Genomic DNA, 17,632 nt, shown 5'->3' with positions numbered 1-17,632 from the left:
ACGAACAAGGCGGCGCCCATGGCCACCAGCATGTGGGTGCGCCCCCCGGCCGCCTTGCCCTTGTGCTCCCGCTCGAACCCCAGCACCGCCCCCAGCACCGCCGCCAGCAGCAGCCGCAGGATGATCCGGGTCATCTGCCGCGCGTCGCCGATATCGGCGAACTCCGCTTGCAGGGTCAGCCATACCTCATGCCACCAGGCGTCCATCGAATGCTCCTCCGGCCATCCGGGCCCCACCGGTTGCGGGACATGGGCTTCATTAAGGATGGACCGCGGGGCCAGGCAAAAGGTGCCGGCCCGCTGCCTGGACGCCGTTGATCGCCGGCAGCGAACCCTGGCCGAGTGGCGGGCCCTAACCTGTATAGCCATCGCCAGGAGAGATCCGACATGAGCCTGCGCATCGAACAGCAGCACTGTTACTTCGACACCCAGACCCTCCACGAACGCCTGCCCGCCAGTGCCGTGACCGTCATCACCGACAGCGCCAAGGCGATGTCGGCGGTGGAGATCAAGGGCGAGCGGATCTACATCACCGAAGCAGAAGCCGACGCCCTGACCGTGGCAGGTGCCACCGACGGCCGGCGCCATCTGAAGGCGTCCGAGGGTGATTCGGTGATTTGACTGACCTGGATCAGGGCCACCCCCGTAGCCCTGTGCCATCAGCCTGCGGGGCCAGGTCCCCGGGAACTTGCCGGGTGCAGCAAGTTGTCGCAGGTCTCGTCCAACGGTCATCTGATCCGCTTTTTTATCAAATAGCTGAGCCTGTTATGCAAACAGATCCATGGTCATAGTTGCGCGGCCTGATGGAGGCTATGAGCGAACGACCATGAGCGAAAGAATCCCCGTCCGATTAGTAGAGACCTTCGAACCTTCACGCCCTAAACAGATGAAGACGAAGAGCACCGACAAACACGTCTATACCCGTAGTTTCAGCGGCCTGTTCCGCACCCTGCGCATGGGCGGCGCAGGTTTCCTGTTCCTGCTGTTCTTCGGCACCGTCTGGCTCAACTGGGGCGGACGCCAGGCAGTCCTGTGGGACCTGGCGCAAAGCAAGTTCCATATCTTCGGCGCCACCTTCTGGCCCCAGGACTTCATCCTCCTCTCGGCGCTGCTGATCATCTGCGCCTTCGGCCTGTTCTCCATCACGGTGTTCGCCGGTCGGGTCTGGTGCGGCTATACCTGCCCGCAAAGCTCCTGGACCTGGCTGTTCATGTGGTGCGAAAAGGTCACCGAGGGCGACCGCAACCAGCGGATCAAGCTGCAGGCCGCGCCCTGGAGCGCCAACAAGCTGGCCCGCCGGGCCCTCAAGCACACCCTGTGGCTGGGCATCAGCCTGCTCACCGGCCTGACCTTCGTTGGCTACTTCACCCCGATCCGGCCCCTGGCCCAGGAGCTGATGACCTTGCAGATCGGCGGCCTGAGCCTGTTCTGGGTGGTGTTCTTCGCCGGCGCCACCTATATCAATGCCGGCTGGATGCGTGAAGCGGTGTGCATGCACATGTGCCCTTATGCCCGCTTCCAGAGCGTGATGTTCGACAAGGACACCCTGACCATTTCCTACAACCCGACCCGGGGCGAAAGCCGTGGCCCGCGCAAGCGCGACGTCAAGCCCGCCGATGTCGGCCTGGGCGATTGCATCGACTGCCAGCTGTGCGTGCAGGTCTGCCCCACCGGCATCGACATCCGCGACGGCCTGCAGATGGAATGCATTGGCTGCGCCGCCTGCATCGATGCCTGCGACTCGATCATGGACAAGATGGGCTACGCCCGCGGCCTGATTTCCTATACCTCCGAACATGAACTGCAAGGGGGCAAGACCCACCTGCTGCGGCCGCGCCTGGTGGGCTACTGCGCAGTGATGCTGGTGATGATCGGCGCGCTGGTCCTGGCCCTGGTGCAACGGCCGATGGTGTCCCTGGACGTGACCAAGGACCGTGGCCTGTTCCGCGAGAATGCCCTGGGGCAGATCGAGAACATTTATAGCCTGAAGATCATCAACAAGACCCAGCAACGCCAGGACTATCACCTGGCCCTGGTAGACGGCGAAGGCTTCGAGCTGCAAGGCAAGACCGAACTGAGCCTGGCTCCAGGTGAAATCGTCGACTTGCCGGTTTCGGTGGCGTTGGTCCAGGAACGCCCGCAAAGCAGTTCCCAGGACATCAGCTTCAAGGTCAGCGATAGCGACGACCCGGCCATCCAGGCCGTGGCGGCAAGCCGTTTTGTCGCGCCGATGAACCGCTGAACCTCTAGAATGCCGTGGCGAGGGGTATCCCGGACCACGCCAGCACCCGCGGGCGCCCTGGACCCTCCTGGCGCCCGCGGGTCGCAGTCCCTACTCTCGCTACCTTACGCATGTCGCACCGATGACCAGACTGGATCTTGCACCGCAGATGAAACGCTACGAAAAATTCGCCGATGACATCGCCGAACTGATCCGTTCCGGGGTCCTGGGTCCTGGCCAGCGCGTACCTTCGGTGCGTTACGCCAGCCAGACCTACGGGGTCAGCCCGTCGACGGTGTTCCAGGCCTATTACCTGCTGGAACGCCGTGGGCTGATCCGTGCCCGACCACGCTCGGGCTACTTCGTCAATGCCCACGCGCCCAGCCCATTCTCCGAGCCGGTGATCAGCAGCGAAGTCAACGAGTCCACCGAAGTCGACGTCAGCGAGCTGGTGTTCTCGGTGCTCGACTCGATCAAGGACCCGAGTACCGTGCCCTTCGGCTCGGCCTTCCCCAGCCCGACCCTGTTCCCCCTGCAGCGCTTGTCCCGCTCCCTGGCCAGCGCCAGCCGCGAGATGGACCCGCGGGTGGTGGTCACCGACATGTCGCCGGGCAACCCGCAGTTGCGCCGGCAGATCGCCCTGCGCTACATGGTGGCGGGGCTGATGCTGCCCATGGAGGAACTGCTGATCACCAATGGCGCCCTGGAGGCGCTGAACCTGTGCCTGCAAGCCGTGACCGAACCCGGCGACCTGGTGGCCATCGAGGCCCCGGCCTTCTATGCCAGCCTGCAGGTGCTGGAGCGCCTCAAGCTCAAGGCCGTGGAGATCCCTGTCCACCCGCGCGACGGCATCGACCTGGGCGTGCTGGCCCAGACCCTGGAACGTCACCCGATCAAGGCCTGCTGGTGCATGACCAACTTCCAGAACCCCATGGGCGCGAGCATGCCCGAGGCCAAGAAACAGGAACTGGTGGAACTGCTGCGCCAGCACCAGGTACCGCTGATCGAGGACGATGTCTACGCCGAGCTGTACTACGGCCAGCAAGCCCCGAAACCGGCCAAGGCCTTCGATACCGAGGGCCTGGTGATGCACTGCGGTTCCTTCGCCAAGAGCCTGGCCCCGGGCTACCGCATCGGTTGGGTGGCCGCCGGGCGCTACGCACAGAAGATCGAACGGCTCAAGCTGATGACCTCGTTGTGCGCCTCGATGCCGGCCCAGGCGGCCATTGCCGACTATTTGCAGCACGGGGGCTACGACCGCCACCTGCGCAAGCTGCGCTATGCCCTGGAAGAACAGCAGAGCGCCATGCTGGCGGCGATTGCCCGGCACTTCCCGGCCCAGACCCGGGTCAGCCAGCCCGCCGGTGGTTATTTCCTGTGGTTGGAGCTACCGCCGCAGATGGACTCCCTGAAGCTGTTCCAGATGGCTCTGGCCCAGGGCATCAGCATCGCCCCCGGGCCGATCTTTTCCCCGACCCAGCGTTTTCGCAATTGCATTCGCCTCAATTACGGCAGCCCGTGGAACGAGACGATGGAAAAGGCCATGGAGACCCTGGGCCGGATCATCCGCTCGTTCTAAGCCGCACCGATCCGAACGCTGAAGGTCCTGCGGACCTTGGCGCAGCCTCGCAGGCTCGGCAGCGGCTACAGAGCCGCTGGGTGTAGATACCCTCTTGCCCGTTACCGGGCAAGCGCCAATTTCGGGTCATCAGGATGGCCCGACTTGAGCACGCCAAATACGATGTGCAGCATCTTGCGCATCACGACGAAGAAGGCTTCGCCCGTCTGGAAGGCGTCTCTCCCGGCACCGCCAAGGTCTACTACGGCGAGGACCCACGCCCCTACGAACGCCTGCCGATCCTGGCACTGGCGGCCGACCGGCCAGTCCTGGAGGAACTCGGCATCCTGTGTCTGGAAGCTGCCGAGGTGGACCTGCCGCCCCTGCTGCTGGAAGCGTCCGAGTGCAAGCCGGCTTTCACCCTGTCCCCCCTCCAGGAGGCTTCCCTCGAGACTCGGCAGGTGCGGCGGACGCGGGATCAGCGACCGCCGCCCAGGTCGACGAAGGTGCCGGTGGCATAGGAGGCCTTGTCCGACAGCAGCCAGACGATGGCTTCGGCCACCTCGTCCGGGCGTCCGCCGCGGCCCATGGGAATCGCCCCCTCCAGCTTGCTGACGCGATCCGCGTCGCCGCTCAGGGCGTGGAAATCGGTATAGATGTAGCCCGGACGCACGGCATTGACCCGAATGCCCTCGCCTGCCACTTCCTTGGACAGGCCGATGGTGAAGGTGTCCAACGCACCCTTGGAAGCGGCGTAGTCGATGTACTCGCCAGGCGAGCCCAGGCGCGCGGCGACCGAGGAGACGTTGACGATGCTGCCGCCCTGCCCGCCATGGCGCGGCGACATGCGCAGCACCGCGTGCTTGGCACAGAGGATCGGCCCCATGACATTGGTCTTCATGATCTTCTGGATACGAAACTCGGACATGTCTTCAAGACGGGACTTCTGGCCCACGGTCCCGGCGTTATTGACCAGGGCCGTGACACGCCCCAGCTCGGCGTCGACCCGCTGGAACAGGCCGATGACTTCATCCTCGATACTGACATCGGCCCGCACGGCAATCGCCTGGGCGCCCAGGGCCCGGACCTGCTCCAGGACCTGCTGGGCCGACTGTTCATCGGCCTGGTAGTTGATGCACACCTTGAAACCCTGCTGCGCGGCCAGCAATGCCGTGGCGGCGCCGATCCCCCGTCCGCCACCGGTGATGACGATGACTTTGTCCATGCTGCCAACTCCCTCACTGATCATTTCAACGCGAGCCATTAAACACCGCGCAGCCAGTGATGAAAACCGCCACCGGCCACCCTTGGCGCGATGGGCACTCGCTGTGTGTCGCCACTGCCGCAGGCTGCGTACGCCTGCACAGCCTGCACAGGAGCGGGCCATAGCGCGAGCCTGGAGAGCCCTGTGGTCGGGGTCTGCGGCGGTGCAGCCGAGCACGGGGCTCAGGCTTCGCGTTCGAGATTCGGCAGGTTCTGGCGCAGGGCCTGGAGGAATCGCTCGGGAGGCATCGGGTGGCCAAGGTAGTAGCCCTGCAGCGAATCGCACCCCAGCTCGGTGAGGAAGGTCCGCTGTACACCGGTCTCCACCCCTTCAGCGACGATCCGCAAGCCCAGGGCCTGGCCCAGGGCGACGATCGCCGAGACGATCGCGGCGTCGTCGCTGTCGTGCTCCAGGTCGCGGACGAAACCACGGTCGATCTTCAGCTCGTTGGCAGGCAGGCGCTTGAGGTACATCAGGCTCGAATAGCCGGTGCCGAAATCGTCGATGGACAGGTCTACGCCCATGTCCGCCAACTGCTGCAGGACGATCATGCTGACATCGGCATCATGCATCGCCGTGGTCTCGGTGATTTCCAGAGTCAGGTTGTTGGCCGGCAGGTGGTAGCGTTCCAAAGCGCTGGACACGCTATTGACCAGCCCCCCATGGCAGAACTGCATGGCCGACAGGTTCACCGCGATGCGCCAGTCGGTATAACCCTCGGCGTACCACTGCTGCATCTGCCGGCAGGCTTCGTCCAGCACCCACTCACCGATGGAAATGATCAAGCCGGTCTTCTCTGCCAGCTCGATGAACTTGTCCGGCATCAGCAGGCCGTGTTGCGGGTGTTCCCAACGCAGCAAGGCCTCGGCGCCCACCGGCCGGCCGTCGATGGCGTCGAACTTGGGCTGGTAGTGCAGGCGGAACTGATGGTGCTCCAGGGCGTTGCGCAGGTCCTGGAGCAACTGCAGCTGGCGCCGGGCATTGTTGTTCATCGAAGCGTCGAAAAAGCTGTAGCCGTTCTTGCCGGTGCCCTTGGCGTGATACATCGCGGCATCGGCGTTCATCAAGAGTTCCTGGGCGCTCTGGCCATTGCCCGGATACACCGCGATGCCGATGCTGGCGGATATCTGCAGATCATGCTCGGCCACCCGGAACGAGCGCGACACCAAGCCCACCTGGCGCGACGCCAGGCGCAGGGCATCGTCAGGCTCGGCGAGCTGCACCAGCAGCACGAATTCGTCGCCGCCGATCCGGGCCAGGGTGTCTTCGCTGCGCAGATCCTCGCGCAGGCGCTGGGCCACCTCGCGTAAAAGCTGGTCGCCCATGTGGTGGCCGAAGGCGTCGTTGACCGGTTTGAAACCGTCCAGGTCGATGAACATCAGGGCAAAACACCCACCATGGGCGGTGACCCGGTGCATGGCCTGGTCGATGCGGTCGGCCAGCAGGATGCGGTTCGGCAAGCCGGTCAGCGTGTCGTGCAGGGCCAGTTGGGTCAGTTCCTTGTTGGCCTCGGTCAAAGACTGCGCCAGCACGGCGGTGCGCGCCTCCAGGCGAGCGTCGAGCACCGAGGTCAGCAAGGCTATGATCAACACTGCCAGGGTGGTGATCAGCACCAGGTTGTCCAGGCCCTTGCCGCTCAGGCCATCGGCCAGGGCGCCGCAGAAACTGCCGCCGGCAAATCGTGCGGCGGCCATGCCGGTGTAGTGCATGCCGACGATGGCAAACCCCATGATGATGGCCGCTCCGGTGCGTACCAGGCGTACATAGGGCGTGTTCTGGCGCAGGCGGAAGGCGATCCACAGCGCCGCCAGGGAAGCGCCGAAGGCGATCAGCAGCGAAGCGCCGAACAGCTGCGGGTCGTAGTCGATACCTGGCTGCATGCGCAGGGCCGCCATGCCGGTGTAGTGCATGCCGCTGATTCCCGAGCCCATGATCAACGCCCCGAAGAGCAATTGCATCACTGGCAGGCGCGGCTGGCTCACCAGCCATAGGGCGAAACCGCAGGACAGGAAGGAAATGAGCAACGACAGCGCCGTGAGGCCGATGTCGTAGCCCAGGTCGATGGGCAATGAAAAGGCCAGCATGCCGATGAAATGCATGGACCACACGCCGATGCCCATCGCCAGGGCGCCGCCGCTCATCCACAGGTAGACCGCGCGTCCCTGGGCGGTAGCGATGCGTCCAGTGAGATCCAGAGCGGTATAGGAAGCGAGGATCGCCACGAAAATGGAGATCAGGACCAGCGCGGAGGAATAGCTACCGATGAGCATTAGGCGTCTCTTGGCCGTTGTGCCGACATCCCTGCGCGGCGGGCAAAACCGCAGATTGTACTGATTGCAGGAAATAACGCATCCATAAAGTTATCAAATGGCCATCAGTCGGACAGAGGGTCAAAAGACCTTGCAAGCCTCGTGGACATGGCCTTCGCACCTTCACAGGGGCGTCGTCCGGCGGCGCCGGACGCTCTGGAGGTGCTTGCTGCTTTATCGGCGCCGACAGCAAATACTGTAGCTGCTGATGACGATCGCGAAGGCTCTGTATCGCGTGATCGTGGCGGGAACCCATGGGTCCCCCGCCCGGCTACTTCTGCTCGCTGACCTGCAACTGGCCATCCCAGCCACCGCCCAGGGCAGCGATCAACTGCACGCTGGCGATCAGGCGACTCTGCAACAGGCTCAGCACACTGCGTTCGTTGCTCAGCGCGGTGGTCTGGCTGGTGACCACATCCAGGTAGCCGATGAGTCCGGCCTTGTACTGGTTCTCGGTCAAGCGCAGGGCATCGCGGGCCGAGTCCAGGGCCTGCTGGCGCACGCCCGCCTCGTCCTCCAGGACCTTGAGCTGGGTCATGTAGTTCTCCACCTCGCGAAAGCCGTCGAGCACGGTCTGCCGGTATTTGGCCACGGTCTGGTCGTATACCGCCACCGTGCGGTCCACCTCCGCCGAGCGCTGGCCGCCATCGAACAGGGTCATCGCCAGCTTCGGTCCCACCGACCAGAAACGGTTCGGCAGGCTGATCCAGTTGGAGTAGGTGCTGCTGCTATAGCCGCCGGCCATGCTCAGGGTCAGGTCCGGATAATAGGCGGCCTTGGCCACGCCGATCTTGGCATTGGCCGCCATCATCGCCCGCTCGGCCGAGGCGATGTCGGGGCGCCGCTCCAGCAATTGCGAAGGCACGCCCAGGGGGACCTGGGGCAGTACCGGAACGTTCCGGGTCTCGGCCAGCTTGAACTCGGCCGGTGGCACGCCGATCAGCACCGCGATGGCGTTCTCGAACTGGGCACGCTGCCAGATCAGGTCGATCAGGTCGGCCTGGGTGCTCTTGAGCTGGGTCTGGGCCTGGGCCACCGCGTCCTTGCCAGCAACGCCGGCCTGGTACTGGTTCTGGGTCATGGTCAGGGAACGCTGATAGGCCACCACTGTGGCCTCCAGCAGGCGCTTCTGCTCGTCGATCACCCGCAGTTGCAGGTAGTTCTGCACCAGTTCGGATTGCTGGCTCAGGCGCATGGCCGCCAGGTCGGCGAAGCTCGCCTCGGCACTGCCCTGGTTGGCCTCCAGGCCACGGCGCAGCTTGCCCCAGATGTCCGCTTCCCAAGTCACCCCCAACTGGGTGTTATAGGTATCGCGGATACCGCTGCTGGAACTGCTCAGGGCCGAACTGCTGCTGCCGGTGCCCTGGCTGGCGCGGGTCTTGCCGGCGCTCAGGTCGATACTGGGAAAGAACGCCCCACGGGAGCTGCGCACCAGGGCCTGGGCCTGGCGGTACTGGGCTTCGGCCTGGGCCACGCTCTGGTTGGCGCTGTTGAGCTGGTCCACCAGGCCGTTGAGCCGGGTATCGCCATACAACTCCCACCAGGCGCCACGGGCCAGGGCATCACTGGGGCTGGCCTGGCGCCAGCCCTGGGCGGCCTTGTATTGCGCAGGCTCGGCCACTTCGGGTCGCCGATAGTCGGGGCCGATGGCGCAGGCGCTGAGCAGCAGCACGCACAGGCCCAGGCTCAGGGACCGTGAGCCCCGGGCCATGGCCAGACGCTGGGCGGACAACAGCGAAACGGGACGGAATGGGTGTTCGGTCATAGCGGCGTTTCCAGGGCGGCATCGGTACGGACCCCACGCCAGTGGTTGAACTTGTGGCGCAGGCGGTCGAGATAGAGGTAGACCACCGGAGTGGTGTAGAGGGTCAGGATCTGGCTGAAGACCAGGCCGCCGATGATGGTCAGGCCCAGGGGCTGGCGCATCTCCGAGCCCTCGGCGGTGCCCAGCAGCAGCGGCAAGGCGCCGAGGATCGCCGCCAGGGTGGTCATCAGAATCGGTCGCAGGCGCTGCAGGCAGGCGCTGCGGATCGACTGCAGCGGGTCGAGCTGCTCATGCCGCTCCAGTTGCAGCGCCAGGTCGATCATCAGGATCGCGTTCTTCTTCACCACACCGATCAGCAGGAACAGCCCCAGGAGGGAAATCAGGCTGAACTCGCTGCCCAGTACGTAGATCGAGAGCAAGGCGCCGACGCCGGCCGAGGGCAAGGTGGAAAGGATGGTCAGCGGATGGATGTAGCTCTCGTAGAGCACCCCGAGCACCAGGTACACCGCCAGCAGCGCGCCGAGGATCATGAACGGCTGGCTTTTCTGGGTGGCGGCGAAGGCGTCGGCGGTGCCGGCCATCTTGATGATCACATCCTCGGGCATGCCCAGCTTGGCGATCGCCCGCTCGATGGCTGCGGTGCCCTGCTCCACGGTGACGCCTTCGGCCATGTCGAAGGCAATGCTTTCCGAAGCGAACTGCCCCTCATGGCTGACCCGATCGTCTTCCAGGCTGCTTTCGTAATGGGCGATGGTCGACAGCGGAATCCGCGCCCCGTCGGCGGTGATCACCTGCACCTGGTTCAGGGTGATCGGGTCCTGGGCGTACTTGGGATTGACCTCCATCACCACCCGATACTGGTTGAGGCTGTCGTAGATGGTGGAGATCTGCCGCTGGCTGTAGGCGTTATTGAGCACCGCGGTGACCATGTCCATGTCCACCCCCAGGCGCTTGGCCTGGTCGCGGTCCACCATCAGGGTCACCTGCTGCGCGCCGTGGCCGTCGCGAGCATCGATGGCGGTCAGCTCGGGCAAGGCCCGCAACGCCGCGACCACCTTCGGATACCACTGGCGCAGCTCGCCCAGGTTGCCGCTCTGCAGGATGTAGGAGTACTGCGAGGTGGTCTGTTCGCGGCCGCCACCGAACTGCAGGTCCTGGTCGGCCATCAGCATCAGCTGGGCCCCCGGGACCTTGGGCATTTCCTTGCGCAGGCGCTCGATGACCTTCTGCGCCGAGATACTGCGCTCCTTGATGGGTTTCAGGCGCACCAGCATGAAGGCGTTGTTGGTGCCGTTGGAGCCGCCGATGAAGCCGGCCACGCTCTCCACCGCCTCATCCTTGAGCACGGCGCGGCGGAAGATCTCCATCTTCGGCTGCATCACGCTGAAGGACAGGCCGTCGTCGCCACGGACGAAACCGATCAACTGGCCAGTGTCCTGCTGGGGCATGAAGGTCTTGGGCACCACCACATACAAGGCGACGTTGACGCCGATGGTCAGCAGCAGGCTGAGCAGGGTCAGGCGCCGATGCCGTAGCACCCAGTCCAGGCTGCTGGCGTACTTGCCGACCATCCAGTCGTTGCTGCGCCGGCTCCAGCGCTGCAGGGCATTCTCCTGGTCCGGCAGGTGGGGCTTGAGCCAGCGGGCGCAGAGCATGGGCGTCAGGGTCAGGGACACCACCAGCGAGACCACGATGGCCGCCGCCAGGGTGATGGAGAACTCGCGGAACAGGCTCTCGATGATCCCGCCCATGAACAGGATCGACAGGAACACCGCCACCAGCGAGACGTTCATCGACAACAGGGTGAAGCCCACTTCCCTGGCCCCCAGGTAGGCAGCCTTCAGCGGCTTCACGCCCTCGTCGATATGCCGGGAGATGTTCTCCAGGACCACGATGGCGTCGTCCACCACCAAACCCGTGGCCAGGATCAGCGCCATCAGCGACAGGTTGTTCAGGGAGAAGCCGTACAGGTACATGATCGCGAAGGTGCCCACCAGCGACACCGGCACCGCCAGCGTCGGGATCACCGAAGCGCGCAAGTTGCCCAGGAACAGGAACACCACCAGGATCACCAGGACCACGGCGATCAGCAGGGTCATCTCGGCCTCGTGCAAGGTGGCCTTGATCACCGGCGAACGGTCCATGGCCAGGTTGAGCTTGACGCTGGCCGGCAGCACCGCCTGCAACGCCGGCAACTGGGCCTTGATCTCGTTCACCGTCTCGATGATGTTGGCCCCGGCCTGGCGGTTGATCACCAGCAGCACGGCGGCGTCATCGTTGAAGAAACCGCTGTTGTAGCGATCCTCGACGCCATCGCTGACCTTGGCCACGTCCTTCAGGCGCAAGGCCGCGCCGTTGTTGTAGTGGATGATCAGCGGCTCGTAATCACGGGCCTTCTCCAGCTGGTCGTTGGCCTGGATCTGCCACAGCCGCTGGTCATCCTCCACCGAGCCCTTGGGCCGGCGCTGGTTGGCATTGGCGATGGCGTTGCGCACGTCGTCCAGGGCCACCCCGTACTGGTTGAGCAGTTGCGGCTCCAGTTCGATGCGCACCGCCGGCAACGAGCTGCCACCGACCTGGACCTCGCCCACGCCCTGCACCTGGGACAGACTCTGGGACAGGATGGTGGAGGCCAGGTCGTAGAGCTGGCCCTTTTCCAGCACGTCCGAGGTCAAGGACAGCACCATGATCGGCGCCTGGGACGGGTTGACCTTCTTGTAGGTGGGCATGCTGCGCATGCCGCTGGGCAACAGGTTGCGCGAGGCGTTGATCGCGGCCTGCACTTCCCGCGCCGCGCCATCGATATCGCGATCCAGGTCGAACTGCAGGATTACCCGGGTCGAGCCCTGGCTGGAACGGCTGCTCATGGTGTCGATCCCGGCGATGGCGCCGAAGGCACGCTCCAGGGGCGTGGCCACAGTCGAGGCCATGACCTCGGGGCTGGCCCCGGGCAGGCTGGCCTGGACCACGATCACCGGAAAATCCATCTGCGGCAGCGGCGCCACCGGCAGCAAACCGAAGCTGACGCCGCCCAATAACATAATCGCCAGACTCAAGAGCATCGTCGCCACGGGACGCCTGATAAAAGGTCCGGACAGGTTCATGGGCGGCAGCTCCAGGCTTCAAGCTGCAAGCTACAAGAGAAAAGCAGGACGCCCAGCAGCGGCTCTGGCTTTTGCTCCGGCTTGCCGCTTGCGGCTTGCAGCTTGCCGCTGGCGCCCCTCACACCACTTCTCCTACGGCGGGCTTGGCAAACCGGCGGCCCAAGCGGTCGAAGTACAGGTAGATAACGGGCGTGGTGAACAGGGTCAGGACCTGGCTCACCAGCAGGCCACCGACCATCACCAGGCCCAGGGGCTGGCGCAGCTCGGCGCCGGAACCGGTGGCCAGCATCAGTGGCACGGCGCCGAACAACGCTGCCAGGGTGGTCATGAGGATCGGCCGGAAGCGCAACAACGCCGCCTGGTAGATGGCTTGCTGCGGCGCGACGCCCTGGTTGCGTTCGGCATCCAGGGCGAAGTCGATCATCATGATCGCGTTCTTCTTGACGATACCGATCAGCAAGATGATGCCGATGATGGCGATCATGCCCAGGTCGTTACCGCTGAGGATCAGTGCCAGCAAGGCCCCCACCGCCGCCGAGGGCAAGGTGGAAAGAATGGTGATCGGATGGATGTAGCTCTCGTAGAGCACGCCGAGCACGATGTACATGGTCACCACCGCCGCCAGGATCAGCAGCAAGGTACTGGACAGCGAAGCCTGGAAGGCCTCGGCCGCGCCCTGGAAGCGGGTCTGCACCCCCACCGGCATGCCGATGTCCTGCCGCACCTGCTCGATCACCTGCACCGCTTCACCCAGGGCCACCCCCGGAGCGAGGTTGAAGGACATCATCACCGCCGGGAACTGGCCGATATGGGCAATCGCCAATTGAGCCTGGCGCTCTTCGACATGGGCCAGGCTGGACAAGCGCACCTGCCCGCCATCGGTGGTCTTGACGTGGATCTGCTCCAGGGCCTGGGGCCCGATGCGCTCCCCGGCCTGGGCCTGGAGCACCACCCGGTACTGGCTGGCCTGGGTATAGATGGTGGAAATCTGTCGCTGGCCAAAGGCGTCGTACAGGGCGTCGGTGATGTTCGACACCGAGACTCCCAGCCGGGAGGCGGCATCGCGATCGATCACCAGGTACACCTGCAGGCCCTTGTCCTGCAGGTCGCTGGCCACATCGGTGAGCTCTGGACGCTGGGCCAGGGCCTGCACCAGGCGACCGCTCCACAGGCTCAGCAGGTCGGCATCGGGCGAGGACAGGCTGAACTGGTACTGGGTCCGGCTGACCCGGTCTTCGATGGTCAGGTCCTGTACCGGCTGCATGAACAGGCGGATGCCCAGCAGCTTGTCCACTTGCGGCTGCAACCGCGCGATCACCTGGGCGGCGCTGAGCTCGCGCTGGTTGTGGGGCTTGAGGTTGATCAGCAGGCGGCCGCTGTTGAGGGTGGCGTTGTCGCCATCCACGCCGATGTAGGACGACAGGCTCTCTACCGCCGGGTCCTGCAGGATGACCTTGGCCAAGTCCTGCTGGCGCTGGCTCATGGCGGCGAAGGACACCGATTGCGGCGCCTCGGAAATACCCTGGATGACCCCGGTGTCCTGCACTGGGAAGAAGCCCTTGGGCACTATCAGGTAGAGGAACACCGTCAGCGCCAGGGTGCCGATGGCCACCAGCAAGGTCAGGAACTGATGCCTGAGCACCCATTGCAACTGGCGTCCGTAGCCCGCGATCAGCCAGTCGATCCAGGCGCCGCTGGCGCGATAGAACCGCCCCTGCTCGTGCTCCTTGGGCTCGGGCTTGAGCAACCGCGCGCACATCATCGGGGTCAGGGTCAGGGACACCACCAGGGAAATCAGGATCGCCACCGCCAGGGTGATGGCGAACTCACGGAACAGCCTCCCGACCACATCGGCCATGAACAGCAGCGGGATCAGCACCGCGATCAGCGACAAGGTCAGGGAGATCAGGGTGAAGCCGATCTGCTTGGCCCCCTTGAGCGCCGCCTGCAACGGGCTGTCACCCTCCTCGATGAAGCGCGAGATGTTCTCCAGCATGACGATGGCGTCATCCACCACGAAGCCGGTGGCGATGGTCAACGCCATCAGGGTCAGGTTGTTCACCGAGAACCCGGCCAGGTACATCACGCCGAAGGTGCCGATCAGCGACAACGGCACGGCTATCGACGGGATCACCGTGGCACTGGCCCGACGCAGGAACAGGAAGGTCACCATCACCACCAGGGCGATGGCGATGAACAGTTCGTGCTGCACATCGGTGACCGAGGCGCGGATGGTCTGGGTGCGATCGGTGAGCACGGTGACGTCCAGGCCCGCCGGCAGGTTGTCGGTGATGCTCGGCAGCATGGCCTTGATCCGGTCCACCACCTCGATGACGTTGGCCCCGGGCTGGCGCTGGATGTTCAGCAGCACCGCCTGGTTCTCGTTGGCCCAGGCGGCCAGGCGCTCGTTCTCGGCGCCATCGACAATCTCGGCCACGTCCTTCAGGCGCAATGGCGCGCCGTTCTTGTAGGCCAGGATCAGCTCGGCATAGTCCTTGGGCGAGGTCAGCTGGTCGTTGGCGTCGAGCATCGACACCCGGGTCGGGCCGTCGAAGTTGCCCTTGGGCTGGTTGACGTTGGACGCGGCGATCAGCGTGCGCACGTCCGACAGGTTCAGGCCGTTGGCCGCCAGGGCCTCCGGGTTGACCTTGATCCGCACGGCCTGGCGCTGGCCGCCGGCGATGCTGACCATGCCCACGCCGCTGATCTGGGCGATCTTCTGCGCCATGCGGGTGTCCACCAGGTCATTGAGCTTGGGCAGCAGCATGGTCTTGGAGGTGATGGCCAGGGTCAGCACCGGGGTGTCCGCCGGGTTGACCTTGTTGTACACCGGCGGTGCCGGCAGGTCCTTGGGCAGCAGGTTGGTGGCGGCATTGATCGCGGCCTGTACCTGCTGCTCGGCCACGTCCATGTTGATGTCGAGGCTGAAGCGCAGGGTCAGCACCGAAGCGCCACCGGAACTGGTGGAGGCCATCTGGGTCAGGCCCGGCATCTGCCCGAACTGGCGCTCCAGGGGCGCGGTGACCGCGCTGGTCATCACATCCGGGCTGGCTCCGGGGTACAGGGTCATGACCCGGATGGTCGGGTAGTCCACCTGGGGCAAGGCCGAGACCGGCAACAAGCGATAGGCGATCAGGCCGGCCAGGACAATGGCCAGCATGCTCAGGGTGGTGGCCACCGGACGGAGGATGAACAGCCGCGAGACATTCATGCGCCGGCCTTTTGTGCCTTGCCAGCGACTGGCGCTGCATCGGGTGCCGGGGCGCTGGCCGAGCCCGCGGGCTGACCTTGCAAGTGCTCGGTGGGAGTGGTCGGCACATCGATGGCGTCATTGACCACTTCCACCTCGCTGCCGTCCTTCAGGCGATCGGTTCCTTCCATCACCACCCGATCGCCCGCCTTGAGGCCCTCGGTGATCACCGTCGATTCGCCGTTGCTGGCGCCGACCTTGAGTGGCCGGATCTTGACCTTGTGGTCCCCGTCCATGGCATAGACGAAGGTGCCGTTGGTGCCGAACTGGATCGCCGCCGAAGGGGCCAGCACCACGTTCTTCAGGGTGTCGGCCAGCAGGCGCACGTTGACGAACTGGTTGGGGAACAGGCCCTGGTCGCGGTTATCGAAGCGCGCCTTGAACTTCAGGGTGCCGGTGGTGGTGTCGATCTGGTTGTCCAGGCTCTGCAGCACGCCGCTGGCCTGCAACTTGAGGTCGCCACGGTCCCAGGCCTCCACCGGCATCCGAGCACCGCCGTGATAACGGGCGAGTACGGTTTCCAGGCTGTTTTCCGGCAGGGTGAAGGCCACGCTGATGGGCTGGGTCTGGGTGATGATCACCAGCGCCGTGGTGTCATTGGCCGCCACCAGGTTGCCCACGTCCAGCTGGCGCAGGCCCAGGCGCCCGGCGATGGGTGCACGGATATTGGTGAATTCGAGGTTGAGCCGGGCATCGTTGACCGCCGCCTGGTTGGTCTTGACCGTACCCTGGTACTGGCCCACCAGCGCCACGGCGTTGTCCAGGGTCTGCTTGGCGACGCTGTCCTGGGCATACAGCCCACGATAGCGCTCGAGGTCGATCTGGGCGTTCTTCAACTGCGCCTGGTTCTGCAACAGGGTGCCCTCGGCCTGGAGCAAGGCGTTCTGGTAGGGCCGCGGATCGATCTGCGCCAGCAGGTCGCCGGCCTTGACCATCTGCCCTTCCTCGAAGTTGACCTTGACCAGTTCTCCCGCCACCCGGCTGCGCACATTGATGGTGTTCAGCGCGGTCACCGTACCCAGGGCCTTGTAGTACAGCGGGAAATCCCCCTGGGTCACCGGCAGCACCCGCACCGGGATCGGCCCACTGGCGCCACCGAAGCCGGGACGCAGGCTACCGCTGCGGCCGGTATGCCCGGTGGCGGCTTTCTGCTGCGCCGCCTCCTTGTGAGTGCCGCTGGCTGGCCAGAATATCCAGCACAGGCCAGCGACCAGCAGCAGGACAAACAGGCCGAACAGCCAGCGGCGAGAGTTGCGGGTAGCAGAGGATTGCATGGAAGGATCAACCATTGGGCGCGTGGGAGTGTCTTTTGAGAAGGCTGAAAGATAAGCACTAGAGCGGTTTTAGCAAAGGACCTTTACCGGCAATTTACTTTTGCCTGACGTTTTCAAGGTGTGTCGCTAACTTACTGAAGCACAAATAAAAACGGCCTGGGCAAGCCAGGCCGTGAATAATTGTAAAAGCCCTTACTTGAGCACGGCCAGGGCGGCGTCGTAGTTCGGCTCCTCGGCGATCTCCTTGACCAGTTCGCTGTGCAGTACCTGGTCGTTTTCATCCAGTACCACCACGGCACGGGCGGTCAGGCCGGCCAGCGGGCCGTCGGCGATGGCCACGCCGTAGTTCTCGATGAATTCGCGGCCACGCAGGGTCGACAGGTTCTGCACGTTTTCCAGGCCTTCGGCGCCGCAGAAGCGGGCCTGGGCGAACGGCAGGTCGGCGGAGATGCACAGCACCACGGTGTTGGCCAGGCCATTGGCCTGGGCATTGAACTTGCGCACCGAGGTCGCGCAGGTCGGGGTGTCGACGCTTGGGAAGATGTTCAGCACCTTGCGCTTGCCGGCCAGGCTGGCCAGGGAAACATCGGCCAGGCCGGCGCCCACCAGGGAGAATGCAGGCGCCTTGGAGCCGACTGGCGGCAGTTGGCCGTTGACCTGGACCGGATTGCCTTTGAGGGTGACTTGAGCCATGAGCGGAGTCCTTTGCGGGAGTGATGGAAACAATGATGGAAAATCGTCGAGAGGCCGAAGTTAAGCATGAAACGGCGCAAGCACCTATGCCCGCGGGATAAATTGTCCCACAAGCCCCGCGACCGCTAGCAGCGACCCAAGCACGGCTCACACTCTACCCAGGTCCTTTGCAACCCCATGGACCAGCCCTGACCG

At 64.6% G+C, this 17,632-nt stretch carries 12 protein-coding genes; 4 read left to right on the top strand and 8 right to left on the bottom strand.

The annotated features are described in order from the left end of the window. Positions 1–206 (bottom strand): MgtC/SapB family protein (locus ACK6AU_RS27955; protein ID WP_409302756.1); only part of this gene is annotated, 206 nt, incomplete at its 3' end. A gap of 180 nt (positions 207–386) precedes the next feature. On the opposite strand from ACK6AU_RS27955, the gene ACK6AU_RS27950 reads away from it, so the two are divergent. The 4 genes from ACK6AU_RS27950 (at position 387) to ACK6AU_RS27935 (ending at position 4,299) form a co-directional block, all read left to right on the top strand. Further along, the gene (locus ACK6AU_RS27950) at positions 387–620 is read left to right on the top strand and encodes a DUF3203 family protein (protein ID WP_409302754.1); all 234 of its coding nucleotides are present in this window, start codon (positions 387–389) and stop codon (positions 618–620) included. 205 nt (positions 621–825) lie between these two features. Next, entirely contained in the window at positions 826–2,241 is a 1,416-nt protein-coding gene (ccoG, locus tag ACK6AU_RS27945; RefSeq protein WP_185700956.1) for a cytochrome c oxidase accessory protein CcoG, read from the top strand. Between the two features lie 148 nt (positions 2,242–2,389). Beyond that, positions 2,390–3,799, top strand: coding sequence for a GntR family transcriptional regulator MpaR (gene mapR, locus ACK6AU_RS27940; protein ID WP_053130369.1), 1,410 nt, complete (start codon positions 2,390–2,392; stop codon positions 3,797–3,799). 134 nt (positions 3,800–3,933) lie between these two features. Continuing rightward, positions 3,934–4,299 carry a hypothetical protein gene (locus tag ACK6AU_RS27935; protein ID WP_409302752.1) on the top strand — a complete coding sequence of 122 codons (366 nt, stop codon included), beginning with the start codon at positions 3,934–3,936 and terminating at the stop codon, positions 4,297–4,299. Here ACK6AU_RS27935 and ACK6AU_RS27930 read toward each other — a convergent pair. The 7 genes from ACK6AU_RS27930 to tpx all read right to left on the bottom strand — a co-directional run bounded on the left by ACK6AU_RS27930 (position 4,257) and on the right by tpx (position 17,437). Beyond that, positions 4,257–5,003, bottom strand: a complete 747-nt coding sequence (locus ACK6AU_RS27930) for an SDR family oxidoreductase (RefSeq protein ID WP_185702151.1) — start codon at positions 5,001–5,003, stop codon at positions 4,257–4,259. The genes ACK6AU_RS27935 and ACK6AU_RS27930 overlap by 43 nt on opposite strands. Positions 5,004–5,224: 221 nt before the next feature. Continuing rightward, entirely contained in the window at positions 5,225–7,312 is a 2,088-nt protein-coding gene (locus ACK6AU_RS27925) for a bifunctional diguanylate cyclase/phosphodiesterase (RefSeq protein ID WP_185702152.1), read from the bottom strand. Between the two features lie 310 nt (positions 7,313–7,622). Next, complete coding sequence (locus tag ACK6AU_RS27920; RefSeq protein WP_312026279.1) at positions 7,623–9,116, bottom strand: efflux transporter outer membrane subunit; 1,494 nt, start codon at positions 9,114–9,116, stop codon at positions 7,623–7,625. Beyond that, positions 9,113–12,220: an efflux RND transporter permease subunit gene (locus ACK6AU_RS27915; protein WP_185702153.1), complete on the bottom strand. Its 3,108-nt coding sequence runs from the start codon at positions 12,218–12,220 to the stop codon at positions 9,113–9,115. The genes ACK6AU_RS27920 and ACK6AU_RS27915 overlap by 4 nt, the downstream gene beginning before the upstream one ends. Positions 12,221–12,338: 118 nt before the next feature. Next, positions 12,339–15,431, bottom strand: coding sequence for an MdtB/MuxB family multidrug efflux RND transporter permease subunit (locus ACK6AU_RS27910; protein WP_185702154.1), 3,093 nt, complete (start codon positions 15,429–15,431; stop codon positions 12,339–12,341). After that, positions 15,428–16,759 (bottom strand): MdtA/MuxA family multidrug efflux RND transporter periplasmic adaptor subunit, encoded by a 1,332-nt coding sequence (locus ACK6AU_RS27905; protein WP_409302748.1) that lies wholly within the window; start codon positions 16,757–16,759, stop codon positions 15,428–15,430. The genes ACK6AU_RS27910 and ACK6AU_RS27905 overlap by 4 nt, the downstream gene beginning before the upstream one ends. Positions 16,760–16,936: 177 nt before the next feature. Then, positions 16,937–17,437, bottom strand: a complete 501-nt coding sequence (gene tpx / locus ACK6AU_RS27900) for a thiol peroxidase (protein WP_185702156.1) — start codon at positions 17,435–17,437, stop codon at positions 16,937–16,939. Between the last annotated feature and the right edge of the window lie 195 nt (positions 17,438–17,632).

The organism is Pseudomonas sp. KCJK8993, from assembly GCF_046230915.1.
Taxonomy (GTDB): domain Bacteria; phylum Pseudomonadota; class Gammaproteobacteria; order Pseudomonadales; family Pseudomonadaceae; genus Aquipseudomonas; species Aquipseudomonas piscis.
The sequence above is the reverse complement of the archived record's forward strand: the minus strand, read 5'-3'. Positions and strand labels throughout refer to the sequence as shown.